Below are 17,478 nucleotides of genomic sequence, written 5' to 3' on the forward strand. Positions count from 1 at the left end.
AACACTAGGTTTATCAGTCTGAACTGCTCAACCAGTTGTTAGTAAAAGGCGCGAGGAGGTCGCTGATGGTGGGAGAACGTCCCGCAGGACTGTTCGTCGGACTGTGCACCCTGGATGTCATCCAGCTCGTGGACCACGCGCCGGAAGCCAACGAGAAACTCACCGCCCGCGACCAAGTCGTCGCCGCGGGCGGCCCGGCGGCGAACGCGGCCGTGACATTCGCCCACCTCGGCGGCACGGCGACGCTGCTGACGGCAATCGGCCGCCATCCGTTGGGAGTTGGGGCGACGACAGACCTGCACGCACTGGGTGTTGCAGTGACCGACCTAGCCGCCGACTCGACGCAACCGCCCGCCGTGTCCTCCGTCCTGGTGACCGCGTCCACTGGTGAACGCGCCGTAGCCTCCACCAACGCGACCCGCCACCGGCTCACCCCGCCCGACGATCTCGACGCGCTGGTGGCGGCCTGCGACATCGTCGAGTTCGACGGCCACCACATGGAACTCGCCATCGCCGCGGCCCGTTCGGCGCGTGCCGTTGGCCGCAAGACCCTTTTCGACGGCGGCAGTTGGAAGCCCGGAACGGAGGACCTGCTGCCCCTGCTCGACGTCGCCGTCTGCTCGTCCGACTTCCACCCACCCGGCACACTCACCCCGACGGACACCCTGCGCTTCCTACGGGAACACGGGGTCGCCCGGTCGGCGGTCACCGGAGGAGCGACCCCCATCACCTGGGCGACCCCGGACGCCGAAGGCACAGTGGACGTGCCCCCGGTCCGGGTGGCGGACACCCTGGGCGCGGGTGACGTCCTGCACGGTGCCCTCGCCTATCACCTTGCACTAGGGGCCGGCCACCCGGCGGCGGAGGACTTCGTAGCCGCACTGACCGCGGCGGCCGCGGTCGCTTCACGGGCGTGCGGGTCGTTCGGCACCCGGGCGTGGATGGGGAACCGGGGTTCGGGGTGACCGCGTCACGTGATCGTGACGACTTCTCAGGCGCTCCTGCGCACCGCGCACCTCGACGACGTGGACGAGATCACCGACCTCCACACCCTGGCCCGCACGGCGTACTACAGCGCGGGCGGAGTGCCGGAAGCGGAACTCGCCTCTTCCGACGCACGCGTCCGCCGAAAGGAGAGCTGGACACGTGCCGTGCGATCCGGCGACCGGACAGTCCTGTGCGCGGAACGGGAAGGCGAACTGGTGGGCATCCTCGCGATGGGTCCGCCCTACGAAGCGGACGTCGACGCCACGACCACGGGCCAGCTCTACCAGATCCATGTCCGCCCCGGCCGCTGGGGCGAGGGCCTCGGCAGCCGGCTCCACGCGGCCTACGTGCAGTTTCTCCGCGATGCCTCACTGGCCACCGGTGTGCTGGAAGCATGGGAGAGCAACAGCCGGGCCCAGGCCTTCTACGCCCGGCACGGCCGGCAGCCGGACGAGCACCGGCGTCCCGGGCCGGGCGGCGGTGACTACGTGCGCATGCGCCTCGGACTGGATCACCAGTCCTGAGCCCGCCGCGTCGCAACCTCGTCCCGCACCCCAACATGCCTAGACTGAGCCGCCGTTGATCGTCACATCCGGCCGGTCTCGGGAGGACCGTATGACCCGCACGCCGTCTCGACGTACTGCTTTGCGCGGCCTGGTTGGTGCCTCGGCTGTTGTCGTCGGGTTTGATCCCTTCACCCGGAGTTGGGCGGTGACCGACTCCGGCGGACCGCTCAGCGGCATCCCGCACCTGGACGGAACGCTCCTCACCGACGACGCCTCGCTCACCGCCGACGCCGACGACTTCGGGCACATCGTGCACCGCAGACCGGCCGCGGTGCTGCGGCCCGGCTCGGTTCGGGACGTCGTCGCGATGGTGCGGTTCTGCAATCTGCACGGACTTCGCGTGGCCCCGCGCGGACAGGGGCACGGCACGAACGGGCAGGCGCAGGTCGAGGGCGGGCTCATCATCGAGACCGGGCCGCTCGCCTCCATCGGGGCTGTGCAGGCGGGCAGTTCACGGGTCACGGTCGGGGCGGGCGCGAAGTGGAGCGACGTCGCCAAGGCCTCCCTCGCCCACGGTCTGACCCCGCCCGTCTTCACCGACTACCTCGAACTCTCCGTCGGCGGCACCCTGTCCGTCGGCGGCCTGGGCGGCCAGACCCACCGGCACGGAGCGCAGGTCGACAACGTCCTGGAACTCGAAGTCGTCACCGGCGCGGGGGAGTCGGTCCGCTGTTCCCCCACCCGGCACCCCGACCTGTTCCACGCCGTGCTCGCCGGACTCGGGCAGTGCGCCGTGATCGTCGCCGCCACCCTGCGCCTGGTGCGCGCCCCGGAGACCGTACGGCACTACCTCCTGCCCTACGCCGACCTGAAGATCTTCCTCGACGACCAGCGCCTCCTCGCCACCGAGGGCCGGTTCGCCTATGTCGAGGGCCAGGTCGGCGCGGACTCCGCCGGAGCCTTCGACCAGTTCACCATCGAGGCCGTCGCCTACGGACCGCCCGTGGGGGACACCCCCGACGACGCCAAGCTCCTGCGAGGGCTGCGCCACACCGCGTCCGGCGTCCAGATCACCGACCTCGGCTACTACGACTTCCTCGACCGGCTCGCCCCCTCCGTCGCCGCGCTGAAGGAAGCGGGCCTGTGGGCCTACGCCCACCCCTGGCTCAACCTCCTGATGCCCGGCCGCAGCACCGCCGACCTCGCCGCCACCCTCCTCGACGCGCTCACCCCGGCCGACCTGGGACCGGGCGTCGTACTCCTCTACCCGCTGCTGCGCGAGCGCCTCCACACCCCGCTGCTGCGGATGCCCGACGACCCGGTGCCGTACCTTTTCGCCGTCCTGCGCACCACACCGCCCGAGGACACCGCCACGGTGCAGCGGTTGCTGAGCGCCAACCGTTCCGCCTACGACACGGTCGGCGCGGCCGGCGGCACGCAGTACCCGGTCGGCTCGATCCCCTTCCAACACGCCGACTGGAGACGGCACTTCGGACCGGTGTGGAGCCGGTTCGCCGAGGCCAGAAAGACGTACGACCCGAAGGGGATCCTGGTACCGGGTCAGGGGATCTTCTGATCAGTCGGGCGGCAGGTCGGCCAGCGCGTCGCGCAGTGCGGCGCGGGAGGCCGCGCCCAGCTTCGGGAACAGTCGGCGCAGGTGGGCGGCGACTGTGCGCGGGGAGAGGAAGAGGCGTTCGGCGATCTGTTTGTTGGTGAGGCCGGCCGCCGCCAGGAGGGCGATCTCCCCTTGCTGCGGTGTCAGTGACGCCGGGCCGGTGACGCCGGAGGCTCCGACGGACAGGCCGGTCGCCCGCAGTTCGTTGCCCGCCCGGGCCGTCCAGGGGCGGGCCCCGAGCCGTTCGAAGGTGTCGAGCGCGTCGGCGAGTTGGGTGTGTGCCTCCGTCGTGGCCAACCGTGAGTTGGGCCCGGAGAAGATCATCGTCCTGACCGAGGAAGCCGGGATCCCGGTGCCCGAGGAGCAAGCGACGGCCGTCTCCCAGGGATACAAACAGCTGGCCGGGTGTACGACCACCGTGCTCAACTCCCGGGAATCCTGGTCGGTTTCACCGGTGAGCCCCTGAGATCGCGGGGTGGCTGTTGCTAGTGCGCCTCTTCGTGCCGACGTCCTTGCCGAGCCGTCCCGCCCGACGCGGTGGTCCTGCGGGCGGCGGCGCGGGCCGGGCCGTCGGGGAGGGTGAAGGCGAAGAGGGAGGTTGCCGCGGCGAGGGCGGCCAGGGCGAGATAGGCGTGCTGGTAGGCGGTGATGGGCGGATCCGCCGCGGCTGCCGTGGGTGTGCTCAGTACCAGGGCCGTGGTCACCGCCGCCGGGGCGAAGGCACCGCCGGTCTGCCGTACGACCGTGTTGAGTGTCGACGCCTGCGCCAGGTCCTTGCGGGAGACGGTCGCCAGCGAGGCCACCGTGGTCGGCATGAAGACGCCGCCCATGCCGATACCGAGCAGGAACATGTACGTACGGAACGTCCACAGGCCGGTGTCCTGGTCGCAGGTGGCGAAGAGCAGCAGGACCCCGCTCACCATGGCCAGGCCGGAGCCGATGATGATCCGGGGGCCGACCCTGGAGTACAGGACTCCGACGATCTGGACGGTCAGCAGCACACCGAAGGCCTCGGGGAAGGTGCTGGTCCCGGACTCCAGCGCCGAACGGCCCTGCCCCTGCTGGAGGAAGAGCGGACCGAGGTACATCGCGCCCAGGATCGGCACCAGGCCCACCAGATTGATGAGGTTGGTGTCGCGGAAGAGCCGGTCCGCGAAGAGCCGGAGCCTCAACAGCGGTTCGGCGGTGCGGAGTTCGAAGAGGACGGCGGCGGCGAGCAGGAACGCCCCGAGTACGAGGGCGGTGACGACGGCGGGGGAGGACCAGCCGCGGTTGGGACCCTCGCAGACCCCGAACATCACCGAACCCAGAGCCGCCGCGCTCAGCAGCAGTCCGGGGAGGTCGAACCGGCCTGGCCGATGACCGCGGTGCTCGGCCAGGAAGACCGCTCCGAACACCATGGCCGGAACGCCCAGCGGCAGGTTGACGTAGAACACCCAGCGCCAGGACAGATGGTCCACCAGCAGGCCGCCGAGGATCGGCGCGACGGCCGGGGCCATCTGCTGCGGCACGATCATGTACCGCGAAATCCGCACCTGCTCCCAGGAGTTGAAGGTGCTGTAGAGGAGCGAGGACGCGGCGGGGAAGAGCAGTCCGGCGGAGAGACCCTGCACCGCGCGGAAGGCGACGAGCTGGGCGAGGTCGGCCGCCGCGCCGCACAGCAGTGACGAGCCGAGGAAGGCGCCGAGAGCGGTGAGCAGCACGCGCTTGGCGCCGAACCGCTCCACCAGCCAGGCCGAGGCGGGGATGGCCATGGCCAGACAGACCGGGTAGACAACGACCACACCGTCCAGGGCGGCCGTGGTCAGTTGGAACGAGCGGGCGATGGAGGGGAGCGCCACGGTCGTGATCGCTCCGTCGACGATCGCGATGAACGTCACGCAGACGCACATGACGGGCACGACCAGGCGCTGGCCCGGGCGCGGACGGAGGCGTATTCGGGAGGCGAGGGGGACGGGGGAAGCGGAGGAGGCGGGACGGCGTCGGAACAGCAGCACATGCTGAGCATACTCACTATGTGAGTGCTCATAGGTAGCGGTCGAGGAACGTAGAATCGGTCCTCACCGCGAAATCGGGGAACGGGGAACGTCATGGCAGTGCACGGCAGCAGCGACATCCTGATCGACGAGCTCTACGAGACGACCCACCGGCTACGGCAGTTCGTGGAGACCCGGCTGCGCGCCAACGGTGCCTCGGTCGCCCGGCTGCGCGCCCTGCGGATGCTCGCCCATGCCGAACAGCCGCTGCGCATGCGGGACTTGAGCGCGATGACGGGCGTCGCGGCCCGCACCACGACCAGCATCGTCGACAGCCTGGAGCGCGACGGGCTGGTGGAGCGCGTACGTCATCCGCACGACCGGCGCGCGTTCCTTCTGCGCCTTACCGACAAGGGCGGGGAGTGCCATCGCGAGGCCGAGGAGATCGACGGCCTCGCGCTCGCGGAGGCGACGGCCGAACTGGACGCGGAGGATCGAGCACAGCTGCGGGCCCTGCTCGGGTGCATCCGGAAGGCGACTTCCTGAGGCCGGTCCGGGAGACTCAGCCGGTGGTCCACTCGCGCAGTTGGCGGGCGATCCGGGGCAGGCCCAGCTCCCCGGAAGCCGTGTCGCGCACGAGCGCCACGGCCGCCTTCGGCGGGTAGTCGAGGCGGCGCTCGTTGAGGATCAGGTAGGCCTCGGTGGCGTGCCAGGCGAAGGCCTCGTTGGAGTGCTCCAGGCAGGGCAGCTTCGCCAGGGTCTGGAGCAGCGCCGCCGCCTTGAGGTGCAGGGAGCCGTAGATGTCGCGTTCCATCGCGCGGGCGTCGGCGCGCGCGGCGGCGGCGTAGAGGGGGCCGTAGTCGTCGACCTGGGGATCACCGTCGAGCAGTTCGGCGGCGTGCAGCAGGAACGTGACGTCCAGCGGGTGCGGTGGTTCGGGTTGGGTCACGCGGCGTGCCCCTGCTCCCGGCGCTCGAGTTCACGCAGCGCGTCGGCCTCGGCCGCCCGCTGCTCCGCACTGGGGTCCGCGGTGCCCGGCTCGGCCGCGAACGCCGCGCCACTGCGCGCCATGGACTCCTTGAATCCCGCGAGGAACCGATCCTCCACGGCCGTCGCCCGCGCGTAGGCGGCCGAGAGGATGTACTCCTGCAGGCTGACGCCGGCCTGCCTGGCCGCCGCCTCGATGGCCGCGCGCTGCCGGGGGTCTCGGAAGCGGAGGTTCATGGCTTTCGGCGTGTTCGGCATGACGTTCACGGTACCAGTGGTACCACGCGGGCGGGCCGGGATTTCCTACACGGGCGTATGGCCCTCCAAGTAGGTGCGCACGGATGCGGGCAGCCCGCCGTCGATGTCGGCGGCTTCGGCGAAGGGCACCCAGCGGAGCTGCCCGGCGGTGAGCTGGGCCTCTCCGGACGGATCCTGGCTCAGCAGATGACACACCACGGCGGTGGGTCCGTCCGCTGCGGCTCCCGGCTCGGGTTGCAGGAGACTCGACCCGTCCACGAGATAGCCCGTGAGTTCATAGACCACGCGCGCGGCTGTGGCCTGTGCCGTCTCGGCCTCCTCGGGGACACCGGACGGCAGACCCCAACCGCCCTGCACATCCACCAGCAGCAACTGCCCGTCGTTCACGACGACCGCGTCCACCAGCTCCTCGGAGGCCTGCTCCAACGCCATCTCCGCACCGTTCCCTTCGTACGTACAAGTAGCGACCGTCTGCCCGGCCACGTCCGACCCCGTTTACTACCCGGGACGGGTCGGTTCACGCGGCACTCCGGCACCCGGCAAGTCTCATGTTCTGCGGAGGCAGTTCAGGACGGTCGTCCGCCGAACTGCCAGTTGTGCACCTCGATGTCCGCGTACCGGTCCTGGGTCAGCACGGCGCGCGCCGCCTTCGCGTCCGGTGCGCGGAGCAGTGCCGCCGTGCCCAGCCAGTGGGTGCCGTCGTCGGACAGCAGCGGTCCGTACGCGATCAGTTCGTCCCGGTCGGGCGGTACCGTGAGGTCCGCCGCCGGGCCGGTGCCGAGGCCGATCACCAGGTAGCGGTCGCCGCCGGTCCGGCCGCCGGGGAAGTCCCACATGGTGCGCCCCAGCGCGTTCCGCCAGCGGCGCAGCAGCACGTCGCGGTAGGCGCCGGCCTGGTAGTTCGGCTCGTCGAAGGCGAACGCGCGGGCGGCGGCCGGAGAGGGCAGGTCGAGGATGTGCACGCTGCCCGTGAGGACGTCGTCGTCGGAGAAGGTCGGGCCCCGGGCGATCATCTCCTTCGCGTACCGGTCCATGTAGGACCAGTGCTCCTGCAGCAACTCGTGGCGCAGGGCCAGGGAGTTGGGCCGGTCGCGGTGGTAGCAGAGGAACTCCATGGCTCAGGCCGTGAGGAAGTCGATGAGTGCCGCGTTCACCTCGGCGGGCCGTTCCTGCTGGGTCCAGTGCCCGCAGTCGGCCAGTTCGACGGGCTTGCGGTGCAAGCTGGGCATGAGGGCGGGCAGCTGCTCGATGAGGTCGCGGGCGCCGGGGAAGGCGGGGACGAGGTCGCGGTCGCCGTAGATGTACAGGGAGGGCCGGGTGACCACGGCGTTGTCCCACGGCGCGGTCAGTTCCCAGTTGCGGTCGAGGTTGCGGTACCAGTTCAGGGCGCCGGTGAAGCCCCCGGAGAAACTCTCGGTGAGCGCGTCCAGATCGTCCTCGGTGAGCCACTCCGGCAGCACCTCGGGGTCCTTCATGTCCGCGAGCCAGCCACGCTCGGGGTCGACCATCGGCTGGGCGATCCCACCGGAGGGGGACGCCGAAGCGGACGCGTAGTAGAAGAACTTGCGGAGCGTGGCACGGGTGTCCTTGGCGAACTCCGCGTCGGCGACACCGGGACGCTCGAAGTAGTTCCAGTAGAACCGCCCCCCGAACAGTTCCCGCATCATGGCCAACGGACGGTGCGGCCCCCGGAACGGCGGCGGCACGCTCAGACCGGCCACCCCGAGCACCATGTCCGGCCGCAGCAGCGCGGTGTGCCAGGCGACCGGCGCGCCCCAGTCGTGGCCGACGACATACGCCTTCTCCTCGCCCAACTCCTTGATCAGGCCGACGACATCGCCGACCAGGTGGAGGATGGTGTACGCGTCGACGTCGTCGGGATGGTCACTGCCGCCGTATCCGCGCTGGTCGGGGGCGACCACGCGGAAGCCCGCGTCGACCAGGGGGCCGAACTGGCGGTGCCAGGAGTGCCAGGACTCGGGGAAGCCGTGCAGGAGAACCACCAGGGGGCCTTCGCCCTGCTCGGCGATGTGCAGCCGAATGCCGTTCACGTCAACCATGCGATGCGCAACCATGGGAACGAGCGTACGTGCCGTGATCATCGGGCGGCAGGGCGGGTTTTGGACCTCGGGGAGAGAGATCTCGGACCTTCAGTTGTTCGGGCCCGAGCCGTCCTCGTCCTGCTCCTGGTAGGAGTACCGCTGCTCTTTCCACGGGTCGGCGATGTTGTGGTAGCCGCGTTCCTCCCAGAAACCGCGGCGGTCCTCGGTGAGGTACTCGACGGCGCGCAGCCACTTGGGGCTCTTGTAGCCGTACAGGTGCGGCACGACCAGGCGCAGCGGGAAGCCGTGTTCGGCGGTGAGGGGCTCGCCGTTGTGGTGGGTGGCCAGCAGGGTCTGCGCTGCTCGGAAGTCGGCCAGGCGGAGGTTGGCGGAATAGCCGTACTCCGCCCAGGCCATCACGTGCGTGACCTCCGGCGCGGGCGGGACCAGGTCGAGGAGCACGGTGGCGGGGATGCCGTACCACTCATGGTCGGTGGAGGTCGGGCCGGACGCGCAGTGCAGGTCGGCGACGACCGTGACATGCGGCAGGGGCGCCAGCTGGTCGAAGGTCCAGCTGTGCTCGGTGCCGTCGGCGGTGGCGCCGTGGACCCGCAGGTTCCAGCGGTCGGGGCGGAAGCGGGGGACGGGCCCGTAGTGCGAGACCGGCCAACCGTGCACATGGCGCTGGCCGGGCGGGACACGGCGGTCCGCGTCGGCCTCGGCCGTGTCCTGTCGGTCGCGTGCCACGCGGGACGTCCCTTCTACGCCGGTGACCTGGTTACGGCTACCTCTCCCGAGCAGCGTAGGCGCTCCCGGCCGACGCGACCGAGGCCGGGTCCGGGTGCGCCTGCAAGCGTCGCCGCTCTCCGGGGTACCGGCCGCGGATCAGCGTCTGACCGGCACGGCCCGAGCGGGTCAGACGGTCGCCAGGGACACCTCGGTCGACTTGATCAGCGCGACGACGGGTGAACCGGCCGCCAGACCGAGCTCGCCGACCGCGTCCTTGGTGATCGCCGCGGTCAGCTCGCCCCCGTCGACCGTGATCTTGACGACGGCCATCGCCCCGCCGGTGGCGACGTCGCTGACCGTGCCGGCCAGCTGGTTGCGGATGGACAGCCCCTCAACCCGGCCCGTGGCGAGCGCGACCTCGGTGGACTTCATCATGGCGCGTACGGCCGTACCCTCGGCGAGCCCCAGGTCCTTCACGGCCTCCAGCGTGATCGCCGCCGTGAGGTCCTGGCCGCCGTCGAGGCGTACCTTCACGGTCGCCATCACCGCGCCCGGCGTGACGGCCGTGACGGTGCCGGGAATCTGGTTGCGGATGCTCAGGGTCATGACGGAACGCCTCACAGAGAAAAGTTCTGGATTGCCGGATTTATCACCGACTGTGCGTCCACAAGCTAGCGGCTCCGGACGCGCCCGTCAGGGACCCCGTCGCATCCGCCACCTGGGAGTTTTCTCGGTCCTGGCAAATCGGAGGAACCCGCGAACGGCAGGGTGGACGCCGGAATCCCGCCGCTGCGGCGAGGCTGTTCGCCCATGGCTGGGCGATGGGCGAAATGCCCTGGCAATTGCGAGGTGGGGTGGGCTCTTCGTTCCGAATCCGCGTTTGGTCTCGGTCATCGTCGGGGTGCGGTCGTGCGGGAGGTGGTCGCCCGTAGGCCTTCGTACGGTGCGTGCTCCACCATCTGGATCCGGCCGGGCGCGGGGGCCCGCACTGCGCACACACCTGGGCGACGCGGGCCTCGTCCTCGGCATCGACCTCACGCCCGCGATGCTCACCGCCGCCCTGCGTGAGGGCCGGGACAAGGACGGTCACCTCCTGCTGGCAGACGCCTGCCGACTGCCGCTGCCGACCGCCGCACTGGACGCCGTCTTCAGCGCGGGCCTGGTCAACCACGTACCCGACCCCGCGACCGCCCTGCGCGAATGGGCCCGCGTCACCGCACCCGACGGCACCCTCCTGCTCCACCACCCCTCCGGCCGCGCCGAACGCGCCGCCTGCCACGGCCGCTCCCTCGACCCGGACGACCCCCTCGCCGAGCACCATCTGCGCACCGCGCTGCGCACGGCGGGCTGGGAGCTGTCCCGCCACGAGGACGCCCCGCACCACTTCCTGGCCCGCGCGACCCGCGTCGCCGGATGAACGCGCCGTCCCGCGCCACGGGGTGCGGCGAGCCCGGCATGCGGAATCCCGTTGCCGACGATGATCGGGCTGGCTAGGTTCGGCCCATGGCTGACGACGAACCCACGCGGGCCGCACGCCTGATCGATGCCCAGGCCAAGGCCGCACTGCTCTTCGCGGAGATCGAGGAGCGCGGGCTCGTCGCGCCCGGCGAGGGGGAGCGCGCGGTCAGCGACCGGATCCGCGACCTCGCGAACGAGATGTTCGGCACCACCCGGCACTGGCACAAGCGGATCGTGCGCTCGGGACCGAACACCCTCAAGCCGTACAAGGAGAACCCGCCGGACCGGGTGATCGGCGCCGACGACATCGTGTTCGCCGACTTCGGGCCGATCTTCGAGGAGTACGAGGCCGACTTCGGCCGCACCTTCGTCCTCGGCGACGACCCGGTCAAGCACCGGCTGCGCGACGACCTGCCCAAGGTGTTCGCGGCCGGCCGGAGCTTCTTCGAGAACACCCCGGACATCACCGGCGAGCGCCTCTACGCGGAGGTCGTCCGGCTGGCCGAGAAGTCGGGCTGGGAGCTGGGCGGCTGGCACGCGGGACACCTGGTCGGCGAGTTCCCGCACGAGACGATCGAGGGCGCGCACGTCGAGTCGTACGTCACTCCGGAGAACGTCACGCCCATGCGCCGCACCGACAAGGCCGGGCGTGCCTGTCACTGGATCCTGGAGATCCATCTCATCGACAGGGAAAGACAGTTCGGCGGCTTCCACGAGGAACTGCTCACTCTCTGACGGGGATTGCTCCATGGGGACTGTCGCGGCGCTGTACCGCTATCCGGTGAAGTCGATGGTGGGCGAGGCCGTGATCGCCGTGGCGGTCACGGAGCGCGGGTTCTCCGGGGACCGGGTCTACGCCGTCCTCGACGGGACGGGCACGGTGGGCAGCGCCAAACACCCGCGCAAGTGGGGCGAGTTGCTGCGCTGCCGCGGCCGCCTCGACGACTCCGGCGTGGTGCGGGTCGTACTGCCGGACGGCACCGCCCTCCCGGTCGAGGACCCGGACCTGGACGGGGAGTTGTCCAAACTGCTGGGCCGACAGGTCTTCCTGTCGGCCGTCGTTCCGGAGGACAGCAGGCTGGAGCGCGCGGTGCCGGAGTACGAGGGTGGCGTCCCGGACTCCGTGCGCGAGTCGGCGACCGTCGACGTCACCGGGGAGAGCATCACGACAGGCGGTGTCGCCCCGGGGACGTTCTTCGACTTCGGCCGGGTCCATCTCGTCACCACATCGGCCCTGGACCGCATGCGTGCCGTCCACCCGGCGGGGGACTTCGACGCCCGCCGCTTCCGGCCGAACCTGGTCGTCGACACGCTCGGGATACCCGGATTCCCGGAGGACGCCTGGGTGGGTTCGTGCCTGCGGGTGGGGGAGGCCCTGTTCCGGGTCCTGGTGCCGACACCCCGCTGCGTGGTCCCCACTCTCGGCCACGACGAACTGCCGCCGGACCCCGGCATCATGCGCGCGGTCGCCCGGGAACACCGCGTCCCTGTTTTCGACCTGGGCCGACTCTCGTGCCTCGGCGTGTACCTGGACGTCCTGGAGGCGGGCACGGTTCGGGTGGGTGACCCGATCTCGTTGCAGAACGCGGCCTGATCGTCCCGGAACGGTCAGTGCATGAAGCAGGCCCGTTCGTCGAGCAGGGTGCGGTTGAAGCGTTCGACCTTGCCGTCGGTCCGCGCTCGCGCACCGAAGTGGTCGCGGCCGTACTCACCGAACTACCGCGCCCGTGGGCTCACCCTCGACGCGTAGGCGAGTACGGCCTGATCCGCTCAGAGGACCGGATCCGGTGCCCGCTCGCCGAGATACGCGCGCTCCAGCAGACCGGGGTCGGCCGCGAGCCGGTCGGCGGAGTCGCTGAGGACGGTTTCGCCGTGTACCAGGACCATCGCCCGGTCCGCCACGTCGAGGGCCAGCCGGACGTGTTGTTCCACCAGCACGACGGCCGCGCCGGTGTCCTCGGCGATCCGCCGTACGACCGGCAGCAGTTCCTCGACGATCACCGGTGCCAGCCCCATGCTCAGTTCGTCGATGAGCAGAACGCGTGGATCCTGGATCATGGCCCGGCCCAGGGCCAGCATCTGCTGTTCCCCGCCGGAGAGTTGGCCTGCCGCGACCTTCAGCCGTTTCCCCAGTGCCGGAAAGAAGTCGAGCACCTGGTCCACGGTGCTGCCCTGTCGCCGCCGGGCGAGTGTCAGGTTGTCCCGTACGGTCAACTGCGTGAACAGGGATCGGTCGTCGGGCACCAGGACCAGTCCCCGCCGGGCTGCCTCGCGCGCCCGGCCGCCACGGATCTCCCGGCCGTCGAGAGCCACCGTCCCGCCCAGGCGCGGCAGCAGACCGGCGAGCGTCGTCAACAGGGTTGTCTTTCCCGCCCCGTTGGGACCCAGCAGGGCCACGACCTCACCGGGCAGCAGCCTCAGGCCGAAACCGCGCACCACCGGCCGACCCTTCGTGTAACCCGCGTCCACGCTCTCGCACGTCAGCAGCTCCGGCCCGGTCACTGGACGACCTCCCCCCGCACCTCGTCCGTATCGCTGTGCGTCGCGCCGAGGTAGGCGGTGGCGACGCGTGGATCCGCCTTGATCTCGGCGGGAGTTCCGTCCGCGATCACCTTTCCGATGTCCAGCACTACGATCCGGTCGCACACGTCGAGCACCAGCCCCATGTCGTGGTCGATCAGCAGCACGGTCACGCCGTCGGCCCGCACGGCCCGCAGCCGGTCGCCCAGCCAGCGGCTCTCGGAACTGTCCAGACCGGCGGCCGGCTCGTCCAGCAGCAGCATCCGGGGGCGGCCCGCCAGGGCGCGCGCGATGGACACCAACTGCCGTCTGCCCTGGGACAGTTCACGGGCAGGCTGGTCCCGGAACCGGCTCAGGTGCAGCGTCTCGAACAGCCGGTTCCGCAGCTCCGGCCCCTGCACGGAACCGACATGGTCGCCGCCGTGCCGTGCCGCGGCCTCCCCGACCAGGACGTTCTCCTCGACGCTGAGATCCTCGTAGAGCTCGATGCCCTGGAAGGTGCGGCCGAGGCCCGCCCGGCCCCGCTGATGCGGCTTCAGGGACGAGATCTCCCGGCCGTCGAACTCCACTGTTCCCGTGCTGCGGTGATAGCCGCTGATCGCGTCGAGCAGGGTGGTCTTCCCGGCACCGTTCGGTCCGATCACGCCGACGATCTCGCCCGAGCGCACCTCGAAGGAGACGGAGTCGACGGCCACCACACCGCCGTAGCGAACGCCGACGTCGCGGACGGAGAGGACCACCTCGCCCGGATCGGGGACCGGTGGGCGGGAGGCGGGTGCCGCCTCGGTGAGGCCATCGGTTTCCGTGTTGTCGACGGTGGCGGGGCGGCGCCCGCGCCGGAGCCGCGCCGCCAGTTCGTGTGCCGGGCCGACGATGCCCTCGGGGTTGGTGATCACGGTGAGGACGAGTCCGACGCCCATGATCACGTCGTACCACTCGCCGAGGGACAGGGCCCGGTCCAGGAGTACGGGCAGCAGGCCACCCGCTCCCATCACCCCGGCCACGATCCCGCCGGAGAGGGCGGTGACACCCGCCAGGTACGCGGTGGCGAACAGGCCCAGGCCACCGATCGCGGTGAACATCTCGGCGTCCGCGACGGTCTGTTGATAGCCGAGGAGGGCTCCGCCGAGCCCGGCGACGAACGCGCCGATCGCGAAGGCGACGATCTTCGTGCGGGCGACGTCGATGCCCGCCGCCGCGGCCGACCGTTCGTTGGCGCGCACGGCGAGCATCGCGGCACCGAGCCGGCTGCGCCGCAGCCACGCCACGCCGAGGCCCACCAGCAACAGCACCACCAGACACAGCAGCGCGAACGGCAGGCGCGGATAGTCCTCGCCGGAGCCGATGCCCAGGTCGAGCCCGAAGAGGTGCGGCGCGGGGACCTTGGAGCCGCCGAGGCCGCCGTTGAGTTCGGGGTTGCGGAACCAGAAGGCCTCCAGCGCCACCGCCAGCGCGACCGTGACCACCGCCGCGGGCAGACCGCGGATCCGCAGCGCGGGAAGCCCGATCACGACCCCGATCACCATCGCCGCCAGGGCCGCCAGCAGCGGGGCGAGCGGAAAGGGTATACCCCATCCCGCGCTCAGCTTGCTCAGGCTGAACGCGCCGACTCCGGCCAGGGTCAGCTGCGCCAGCGAGATCTGCCCGGCGAACCCGGTGACGACCACCAGCGACAGCGAGATCACCGCCAGAGTCAGCGAGGTGATCACGGCGGCGCGAATACTGCCGTGGGTGGCCAGGAGCACGACGACACCCAGGGCCGTACTCACGACGGCCGGGACCAGCACGCGGTCCGGGCGCGGTGCCCGGCCGAGCGCCTGCTGGATCAGCGAACCGCGGGTGGGCAGCGGACGCCCGCGCACCACCAGGTAGGCCAGGATGACCGCCAGCGGCACCAGTTGGGCCAGGCCGGTCTGGGGCAGCCACGACCACTTCCCCTGGAGGAACTGCACCTCCGACTGGAGCATCCCGATGACCAGCCCTGCTCCCACGGCCGGGATCAGCGCGGTGAAGTTGCCGACCAGCGCCGCCGCGAGGGCCGGCACGATGAACAGCGTGTACGACACCGGGACCAGCGGCACGATCGGCGCGATCAGGATGCCGGACAGACCGGCGATGGCCGAGCTGAGCGCCCAGTTCGCCACCGCGATGCGCTCCGGCGACAACCCGCTGACCAGGGCGCCCTTCTCCGACTCCGCCGCCGCCCGCGCCGCCAGACCGAACCGCGTCAGCCGGAACAAGAGCGCGAGCACGACGGTCAGTACGACGATGACGGCCGCGAACCACAGCCGGTCGCCCGGGATCAGCGAACCGCCCCAGGACACCGGGTCGTTGGGCAGGATCGCCTTGACCGACACCGCGCCCGTGCCCACGCCCGCTGCCAGTACGGCCTGGATCACCAGCATCACCCCGATCGAGGCGACGGCCTTCGCCACCGGCGGCGCGGTCCGCAGCGGCCGGAAGACCAGCCCGTACAGCACCACCCCCAACAGGGCTGCCAGCACAAGGGAGATGACCACCGCCGGGAAGAGTCCGAGCGCTCCGCCGAGCCCGACCTTCTTCGGCACACCCGGCAGCGGCACCAGCAACTCACCCTGGCGCAGGAACGCGTAGGTGTACGCGCTGTACAACGCGATCGCCCCGGTGGCGAAGTTGACCACCCCGGAACCGCGGTAGGTGAGCACCAGGGCCAGCGCGAGCGCGCCGAACACCGCCCCACTGCCCAGCCCCAGCAACAGAAACACGACGTACTGGCTCATCGGCGAGACCGTCCCTCCCGGTTGCTCCGACCGCTGCCTCGATTACCGCGCGAACAGCGCACTGGGATCGACGACCCGCAGCTGCCCCAACTTGCCGTCGGACGACACCGTGCCAGTGACCTCCTTCGCCGAGCAGGCCGCGGGCAGCCCCGGCACCGTCTTGGAGTCGCAGCTGAACGTGATGCCGTGCCCGGCCGGCAGCACGACGTCCTTCGCCGTGCGCAGGGCCGCCGTGATCGTCTTCGACGAGACCGTGCCGGTCAGTCCGTGCAGGGCGCGGACCAGGCCGAGCACGCCCTGGTAGCCGATCGCCGCGTACCCCTGGGTCGGGGTGTCGGGGCTGTACTCCTTCATCACCTGCCGGAAGAGCTGGGCCTCCGGGTCGTTGCTGGCGACGTCGAAACTGCTGAAGACCTGGACGCCGTCCATGCCCGCGCCCACCGCCTGGACGACCTCGGGGGACACGCACGACTGGACCGTCATCCGGGCGACGCCGGCGCCGAGTGTGCCCATGGCCTGGAGCACGGAGGTGCACACGGTCGGGTCCGCCACGACGGCGACGGCATCGGGCTTGTTCCGCAGCGCGGCGCTCACCTGTGGAGACGCGTCCGGGGTGCCCGCGGCCACTGTCACGACCTGGAGGCCGATGCCCGCCCTGGCGAAGACCGGCTTGCCGATGGCCTCGATCCCGCTGACGGCGGCCGGTGCGTCGATCACGAACGCGGCGACCTTCTTGTACCCCTTCTCCTTCGCGTACGCGGCCATCGACGTCATGGTCGTCGGGAAGCCACCCGTCCAGGAGAAGGCGTTGGCGGTGGTGCCCTCGGAGTTGCTGGCGGCGATGGCGGTCGCCCAGGGAATGCCGGCCTTCGTCACGATCGGCACCATGGAGTCGCCCAGACCGCTGCTGGTCAGGACCACCGCGTCGACCTTCTGCTCGACCATCTGGTTCGCGCAGTCCCGCGCCGTCGCGGGCTCCTCCTTCGTCTTGCAGACCGTGAGCGCGATGGGCCTGCCCGCGATACCGCCGAGGTCGGCATTGGCGTACTTCGTCGCCGCCTCGGCGGCCTCCCGGGTCTCGGGCTGACTGATCGCCGAGCCGCCCTCATTGGTGATGAGACCGATCCTGACCGGTTTGCCGGTGGCCTTGTGGCCCGGGAACGCGCTCGCCAGCGCGGCCGGAATCTTCGTGCTGTCCGCCGTGGTGGCACCGCTGGCACCGCCACCGCATCCGGCGAGCAGCACCGTGGTCGACACCAGCGCGAGTGACACGCGCGACCGGGGTGTGGAGAGGGCTCGTCCGACCGACTCGATCATGTCCGCTTCCCAACGTGTCGGCGAGTGCCCGGCACTCGCAGCGATCAGCGGACGGCGGCACCGCGCGGCGCCTTCGCCGTCCGAGAAAGTGAAGAGAGAGCCGCGAGCGGATGTCGAACGGCGCGAGGGCCGGGTGCCGCGGCAGACCATGTCGGCCGGCGTGGCGTGGACGTCACGACCGGCGACGAGGCGGACCTGCTCCCACGCGGCTCCCCGCAGAACCGGCCCGCGAGCAAGAAGAGTATACGTAATTGCAGTCGGCCGGAATGGGTCGTGCGGGATCTGTTGTGGCTGTTCGCCTCTCGGTCTGCTTCGGGCGTGTAA

At 70.7% G+C, this 17,478-nt stretch carries 20 protein-coding genes; 8 read left to right on the plus strand and 12 right to left on the minus strand.

Features of this window, described 5'->3' with window-relative positions; genetic code table 11:
- Positions 1-65 precede the first annotated feature (65 nt).
- The 3 genes from ACFXC1_RS08965 to ACFXC1_RS08975 all read left to right on the plus strand — a co-directional run bounded on the left by ACFXC1_RS08965 (position 66) and on the right by ACFXC1_RS08975 (position 3,069).
- On the plus strand, positions 66-965 hold the full coding sequence (locus ACFXC1_RS08965) for a PfkB family carbohydrate kinase (RefSeq protein WP_381240763.1): 900 nt from the start codon (positions 66-68) through the stop codon (positions 963-965).
- A gap of 15 nt (positions 966-980) precedes the next feature.
- Positions 981-1,511, plus strand: coding sequence for a GNAT family N-acetyltransferase (locus ACFXC1_RS08970; protein WP_381240765.1), 531 nt, complete (start codon positions 981-983; stop codon positions 1,509-1,511).
- A gap of 187 nt (positions 1,512-1,698) precedes the next feature.
- Positions 1,699-3,069, plus strand: a complete 1,371-nt coding sequence (locus ACFXC1_RS08975) for an FAD-binding protein (RefSeq protein WP_381240767.1) — start codon at positions 1,699-1,701, stop codon at positions 3,067-3,069.
- Here the strand turns inward: ACFXC1_RS08975 and ACFXC1_RS08980 are convergent, their stop codons facing one another.
- Complete coding sequence (locus ACFXC1_RS08980; RefSeq protein ID WP_381240770.1) at positions 3,070-3,405, minus strand: helix-turn-helix domain-containing protein; 336 nt, start codon at positions 3,403-3,405, stop codon at positions 3,070-3,072.
- Between ACFXC1_RS08980 and ACFXC1_RS08985 the strand changes: the two genes are divergently transcribed.
- On the plus strand, positions 3,398-3,574 hold the full coding sequence (locus ACFXC1_RS08985) for a hypothetical protein (protein ID WP_381240772.1): 177 nt from the start codon (positions 3,398-3,400) through the stop codon (positions 3,572-3,574). The genes ACFXC1_RS08980 and ACFXC1_RS08985 overlap by 8 nt on opposite strands.
- Before the next feature lie 19 nt (positions 3,575-3,593).
- Here ACFXC1_RS08985 and ACFXC1_RS08990 read toward each other — a convergent pair whose 3' ends face one another.
- Positions 3,594-5,000 (minus strand): DHA2 family efflux MFS transporter permease subunit, encoded by a 1,407-nt coding sequence (locus tag ACFXC1_RS08990; protein WP_381241136.1) that lies wholly within the window; start codon positions 4,998-5,000, stop codon positions 3,594-3,596.
- A gap of 198 nt (positions 5,001-5,198) precedes the next feature.
- Between ACFXC1_RS08990 and ACFXC1_RS08995 the strand changes: the two genes are divergently transcribed.
- Positions 5,199-5,630, plus strand: coding sequence for a MarR family winged helix-turn-helix transcriptional regulator (locus tag ACFXC1_RS08995; protein WP_381240773.1), 432 nt, complete (start codon positions 5,199-5,201; stop codon positions 5,628-5,630).
- A 16-nt stretch (positions 5,631-5,646) separates the two neighbouring features.
- Here the strand turns inward: ACFXC1_RS08995 and ACFXC1_RS09000 are convergent, their stop codons facing one another.
- The 7 genes from ACFXC1_RS09000 to ACFXC1_RS09030 form a co-directional block, all read right to left on the minus strand.
- The gene (locus ACFXC1_RS09000; protein ID WP_381240775.1) at positions 5,647-6,033 is read right to left on the minus strand and encodes a fic family toxin-antitoxin system, toxin component; all 387 of its coding nucleotides are present in this window, start codon (positions 6,031-6,033) and stop codon (positions 5,647-5,649) included.
- The gene (locus ACFXC1_RS09005) at positions 6,030-6,308 is read right to left on the minus strand and encodes a type II toxin -antitoxin system TacA 1-like antitoxin (RefSeq protein WP_381241138.1); all 279 of its coding nucleotides are present in this window, start codon (positions 6,306-6,308) and stop codon (positions 6,030-6,032) included. The genes ACFXC1_RS09000 and ACFXC1_RS09005 overlap by 4 nt, the downstream gene beginning before the upstream one ends.
- 66 nt (positions 6,309-6,374) lie before the next feature.
- Entirely contained in the window at positions 6,375-6,761 is a 387-nt protein-coding gene (locus ACFXC1_RS09010) for an NUDIX domain-containing protein (RefSeq protein WP_381240778.1), read from the minus strand.
- 134 nt (positions 6,762-6,895) lie between these two features.
- Complete coding sequence (locus ACFXC1_RS09015; protein WP_381240780.1) at positions 6,896-7,444, minus strand: YciI family protein; 549 nt, start codon at positions 7,442-7,444, stop codon at positions 6,896-6,898.
- A gap of 3 nt (positions 7,445-7,447) precedes the next feature.
- Positions 7,448-8,389, minus strand: coding sequence for an alpha/beta fold hydrolase (locus tag ACFXC1_RS09020; RefSeq protein ID WP_381241140.1), 942 nt, complete (start codon positions 8,387-8,389; stop codon positions 7,448-7,450).
- 90 nt (positions 8,390-8,479) lie between these two features.
- Positions 8,480-9,118 (minus strand): molybdopterin-dependent oxidoreductase, encoded by a 639-nt coding sequence (locus ACFXC1_RS09025; RefSeq protein ID WP_381240782.1) that lies wholly within the window; start codon positions 9,116-9,118, stop codon positions 8,480-8,482.
- Between the two features lie 168 nt (positions 9,119-9,286).
- Positions 9,287-9,706, minus strand: a complete 420-nt coding sequence (locus ACFXC1_RS09030) for a TOBE domain-containing protein (RefSeq protein ID WP_381240785.1) — start codon at positions 9,704-9,706, stop codon at positions 9,287-9,289.
- 337 nt (positions 9,707-10,043) lie between these two features.
- Between ACFXC1_RS09030 and ACFXC1_RS09035 the strand changes: the two genes are divergently transcribed.
- From ACFXC1_RS09035 to ACFXC1_RS09045, 3 genes are all read left to right on the plus strand, one after another.
- Positions 10,044-10,517: a class I SAM-dependent methyltransferase gene (locus tag ACFXC1_RS09035; RefSeq protein WP_381240787.1), complete on the plus strand. Its 474-nt coding sequence runs from the start codon at positions 10,044-10,046 to the stop codon at positions 10,515-10,517.
- Positions 10,518-10,603: 86 nt separating this feature from the next.
- A complete protein-coding gene (locus ACFXC1_RS09040) occupies positions 10,604-11,293 on the plus strand; it encodes a M24 family metallopeptidase (protein ID WP_381240789.1) in 690 nt (229 codons plus the stop codon).
- A 13-nt stretch (positions 11,294-11,306) separates the two neighbouring features.
- Entirely contained in the window at positions 11,307-12,152 is an 846-nt protein-coding gene (locus ACFXC1_RS09045) for an MOSC domain-containing protein (protein ID WP_381240792.1), read from the plus strand.
- Between the two features lie 176 nt (positions 12,153-12,328).
- On the opposite strand, the gene ACFXC1_RS09050 is transcribed toward ACFXC1_RS09045, so the two are convergent.
- The 3 genes from ACFXC1_RS09050 to ACFXC1_RS09060 are packed head-to-tail and all read right to left on the minus strand — an operon-like array spanning position 12,329 to position 17,154.
- On the minus strand, positions 12,329-13,060 hold the full coding sequence (locus tag ACFXC1_RS09050) for an ABC transporter ATP-binding protein (RefSeq protein ID WP_381240794.1): 732 nt from the start codon (positions 13,058-13,060) through the stop codon (positions 12,329-12,331).
- Positions 13,057-15,837 carry an ABC transporter permease subunit gene (locus ACFXC1_RS09055; RefSeq protein WP_381240796.1) on the minus strand — a complete coding sequence of 927 codons (2,781 nt, stop codon included), beginning with the start codon at positions 15,835-15,837 and terminating at the stop codon, positions 13,057-13,059. The genes ACFXC1_RS09050 and ACFXC1_RS09055 overlap by 4 nt, the downstream gene beginning before the upstream one ends.
- Before the next feature lie 42 nt (positions 15,838-15,879).
- On the minus strand, positions 15,880-17,154 hold the full coding sequence (locus tag ACFXC1_RS09060) for an ABC transporter substrate-binding protein (protein ID WP_381240798.1): 1,275 nt from the start codon (positions 17,152-17,154) through the stop codon (positions 15,880-15,882).
- Positions 17,155-17,478: the final 324 nt, after the last annotated feature.

It is taken from the genome of Streptomyces hokutonensis (genome assembly GCF_042751305.1).
Classification (GTDB): Bacteria; Actinomycetota; Actinomycetes; order Streptomycetales; family Streptomycetaceae; genus Streptomyces; species Streptomyces hokutonensis_A.

Excerpts from the sequence above, each read along its gene's own strand:
- ACFXC1_RS08965 (WP_381240763.1), top strand. The coding sequence starts at position 66 with ATGGTGGGAGAACGTCCCGCAGGACTGTTCGTCGGACTGTGCACCCTG.
- ACFXC1_RS08990 (WP_381241136.1), bottom strand. The coding sequence starts at position 5,000 with ATGTGCGTCTGCGTGACGTTCATCGCGATCGTCGACGGAGCGATCACG.
- ACFXC1_RS08995 (WP_381240773.1), top strand. The coding sequence starts at position 5,199 with ATGGCAGTGCACGGCAGCAGCGACATCCTGATCGACGAGCTCTACGAG.
- ACFXC1_RS09005 (WP_381241138.1), bottom strand. The coding sequence starts at position 6,308 with ATGAACCTCCGCTTCCGAGACCCCCGGCAGCGCGCGGCCATCGAGGCG.
- ACFXC1_RS09010 (WP_381240778.1), bottom strand. The coding sequence starts at position 6,761 with ATGGCGTTGGAGCAGGCCTCCGAGGAGCTGGTGGACGCGGTCGTCGTG.
- ACFXC1_RS09015 (WP_381240780.1), bottom strand. The coding sequence starts at position 7,444 with ATGGAGTTCCTCTGCTACCACCGCGACCGGCCCAACTCCCTGGCCCTG.
- ACFXC1_RS09020 (WP_381241140.1), bottom strand. The coding sequence starts at position 8,389 with ATGGTTGACGTGAACGGCATTCGGCTGCACATCGCCGAGCAGGGCGAA.
- ACFXC1_RS09030 (WP_381240785.1), bottom strand. The coding sequence starts at position 9,706 with ATGACCCTGAGCATCCGCAACCAGATTCCCGGCACCGTCACGGCCGTC.
- ACFXC1_RS09040 (WP_381240789.1), top strand. The coding sequence starts at position 10,604 with ATGGCTGACGACGAACCCACGCGGGCCGCACGCCTGATCGATGCCCAG.
- ACFXC1_RS09045 (WP_381240792.1), top strand. The coding sequence starts at position 11,307 with ATGGGGACTGTCGCGGCGCTGTACCGCTATCCGGTGAAGTCGATGGTG.
- ACFXC1_RS09055 (WP_381240796.1), bottom strand. The coding sequence starts at position 15,837 with ATGAGCCAGTACGTCGTGTTTCTGTTGCTGGGGCTGGGCAGTGGGGCG.
- ACFXC1_RS09060 (WP_381240798.1), bottom strand. The coding sequence starts at position 17,154 with ATGATCGAGTCGGTCGGACGAGCCCTCTCCACACCCCGGTCGCGCGTG.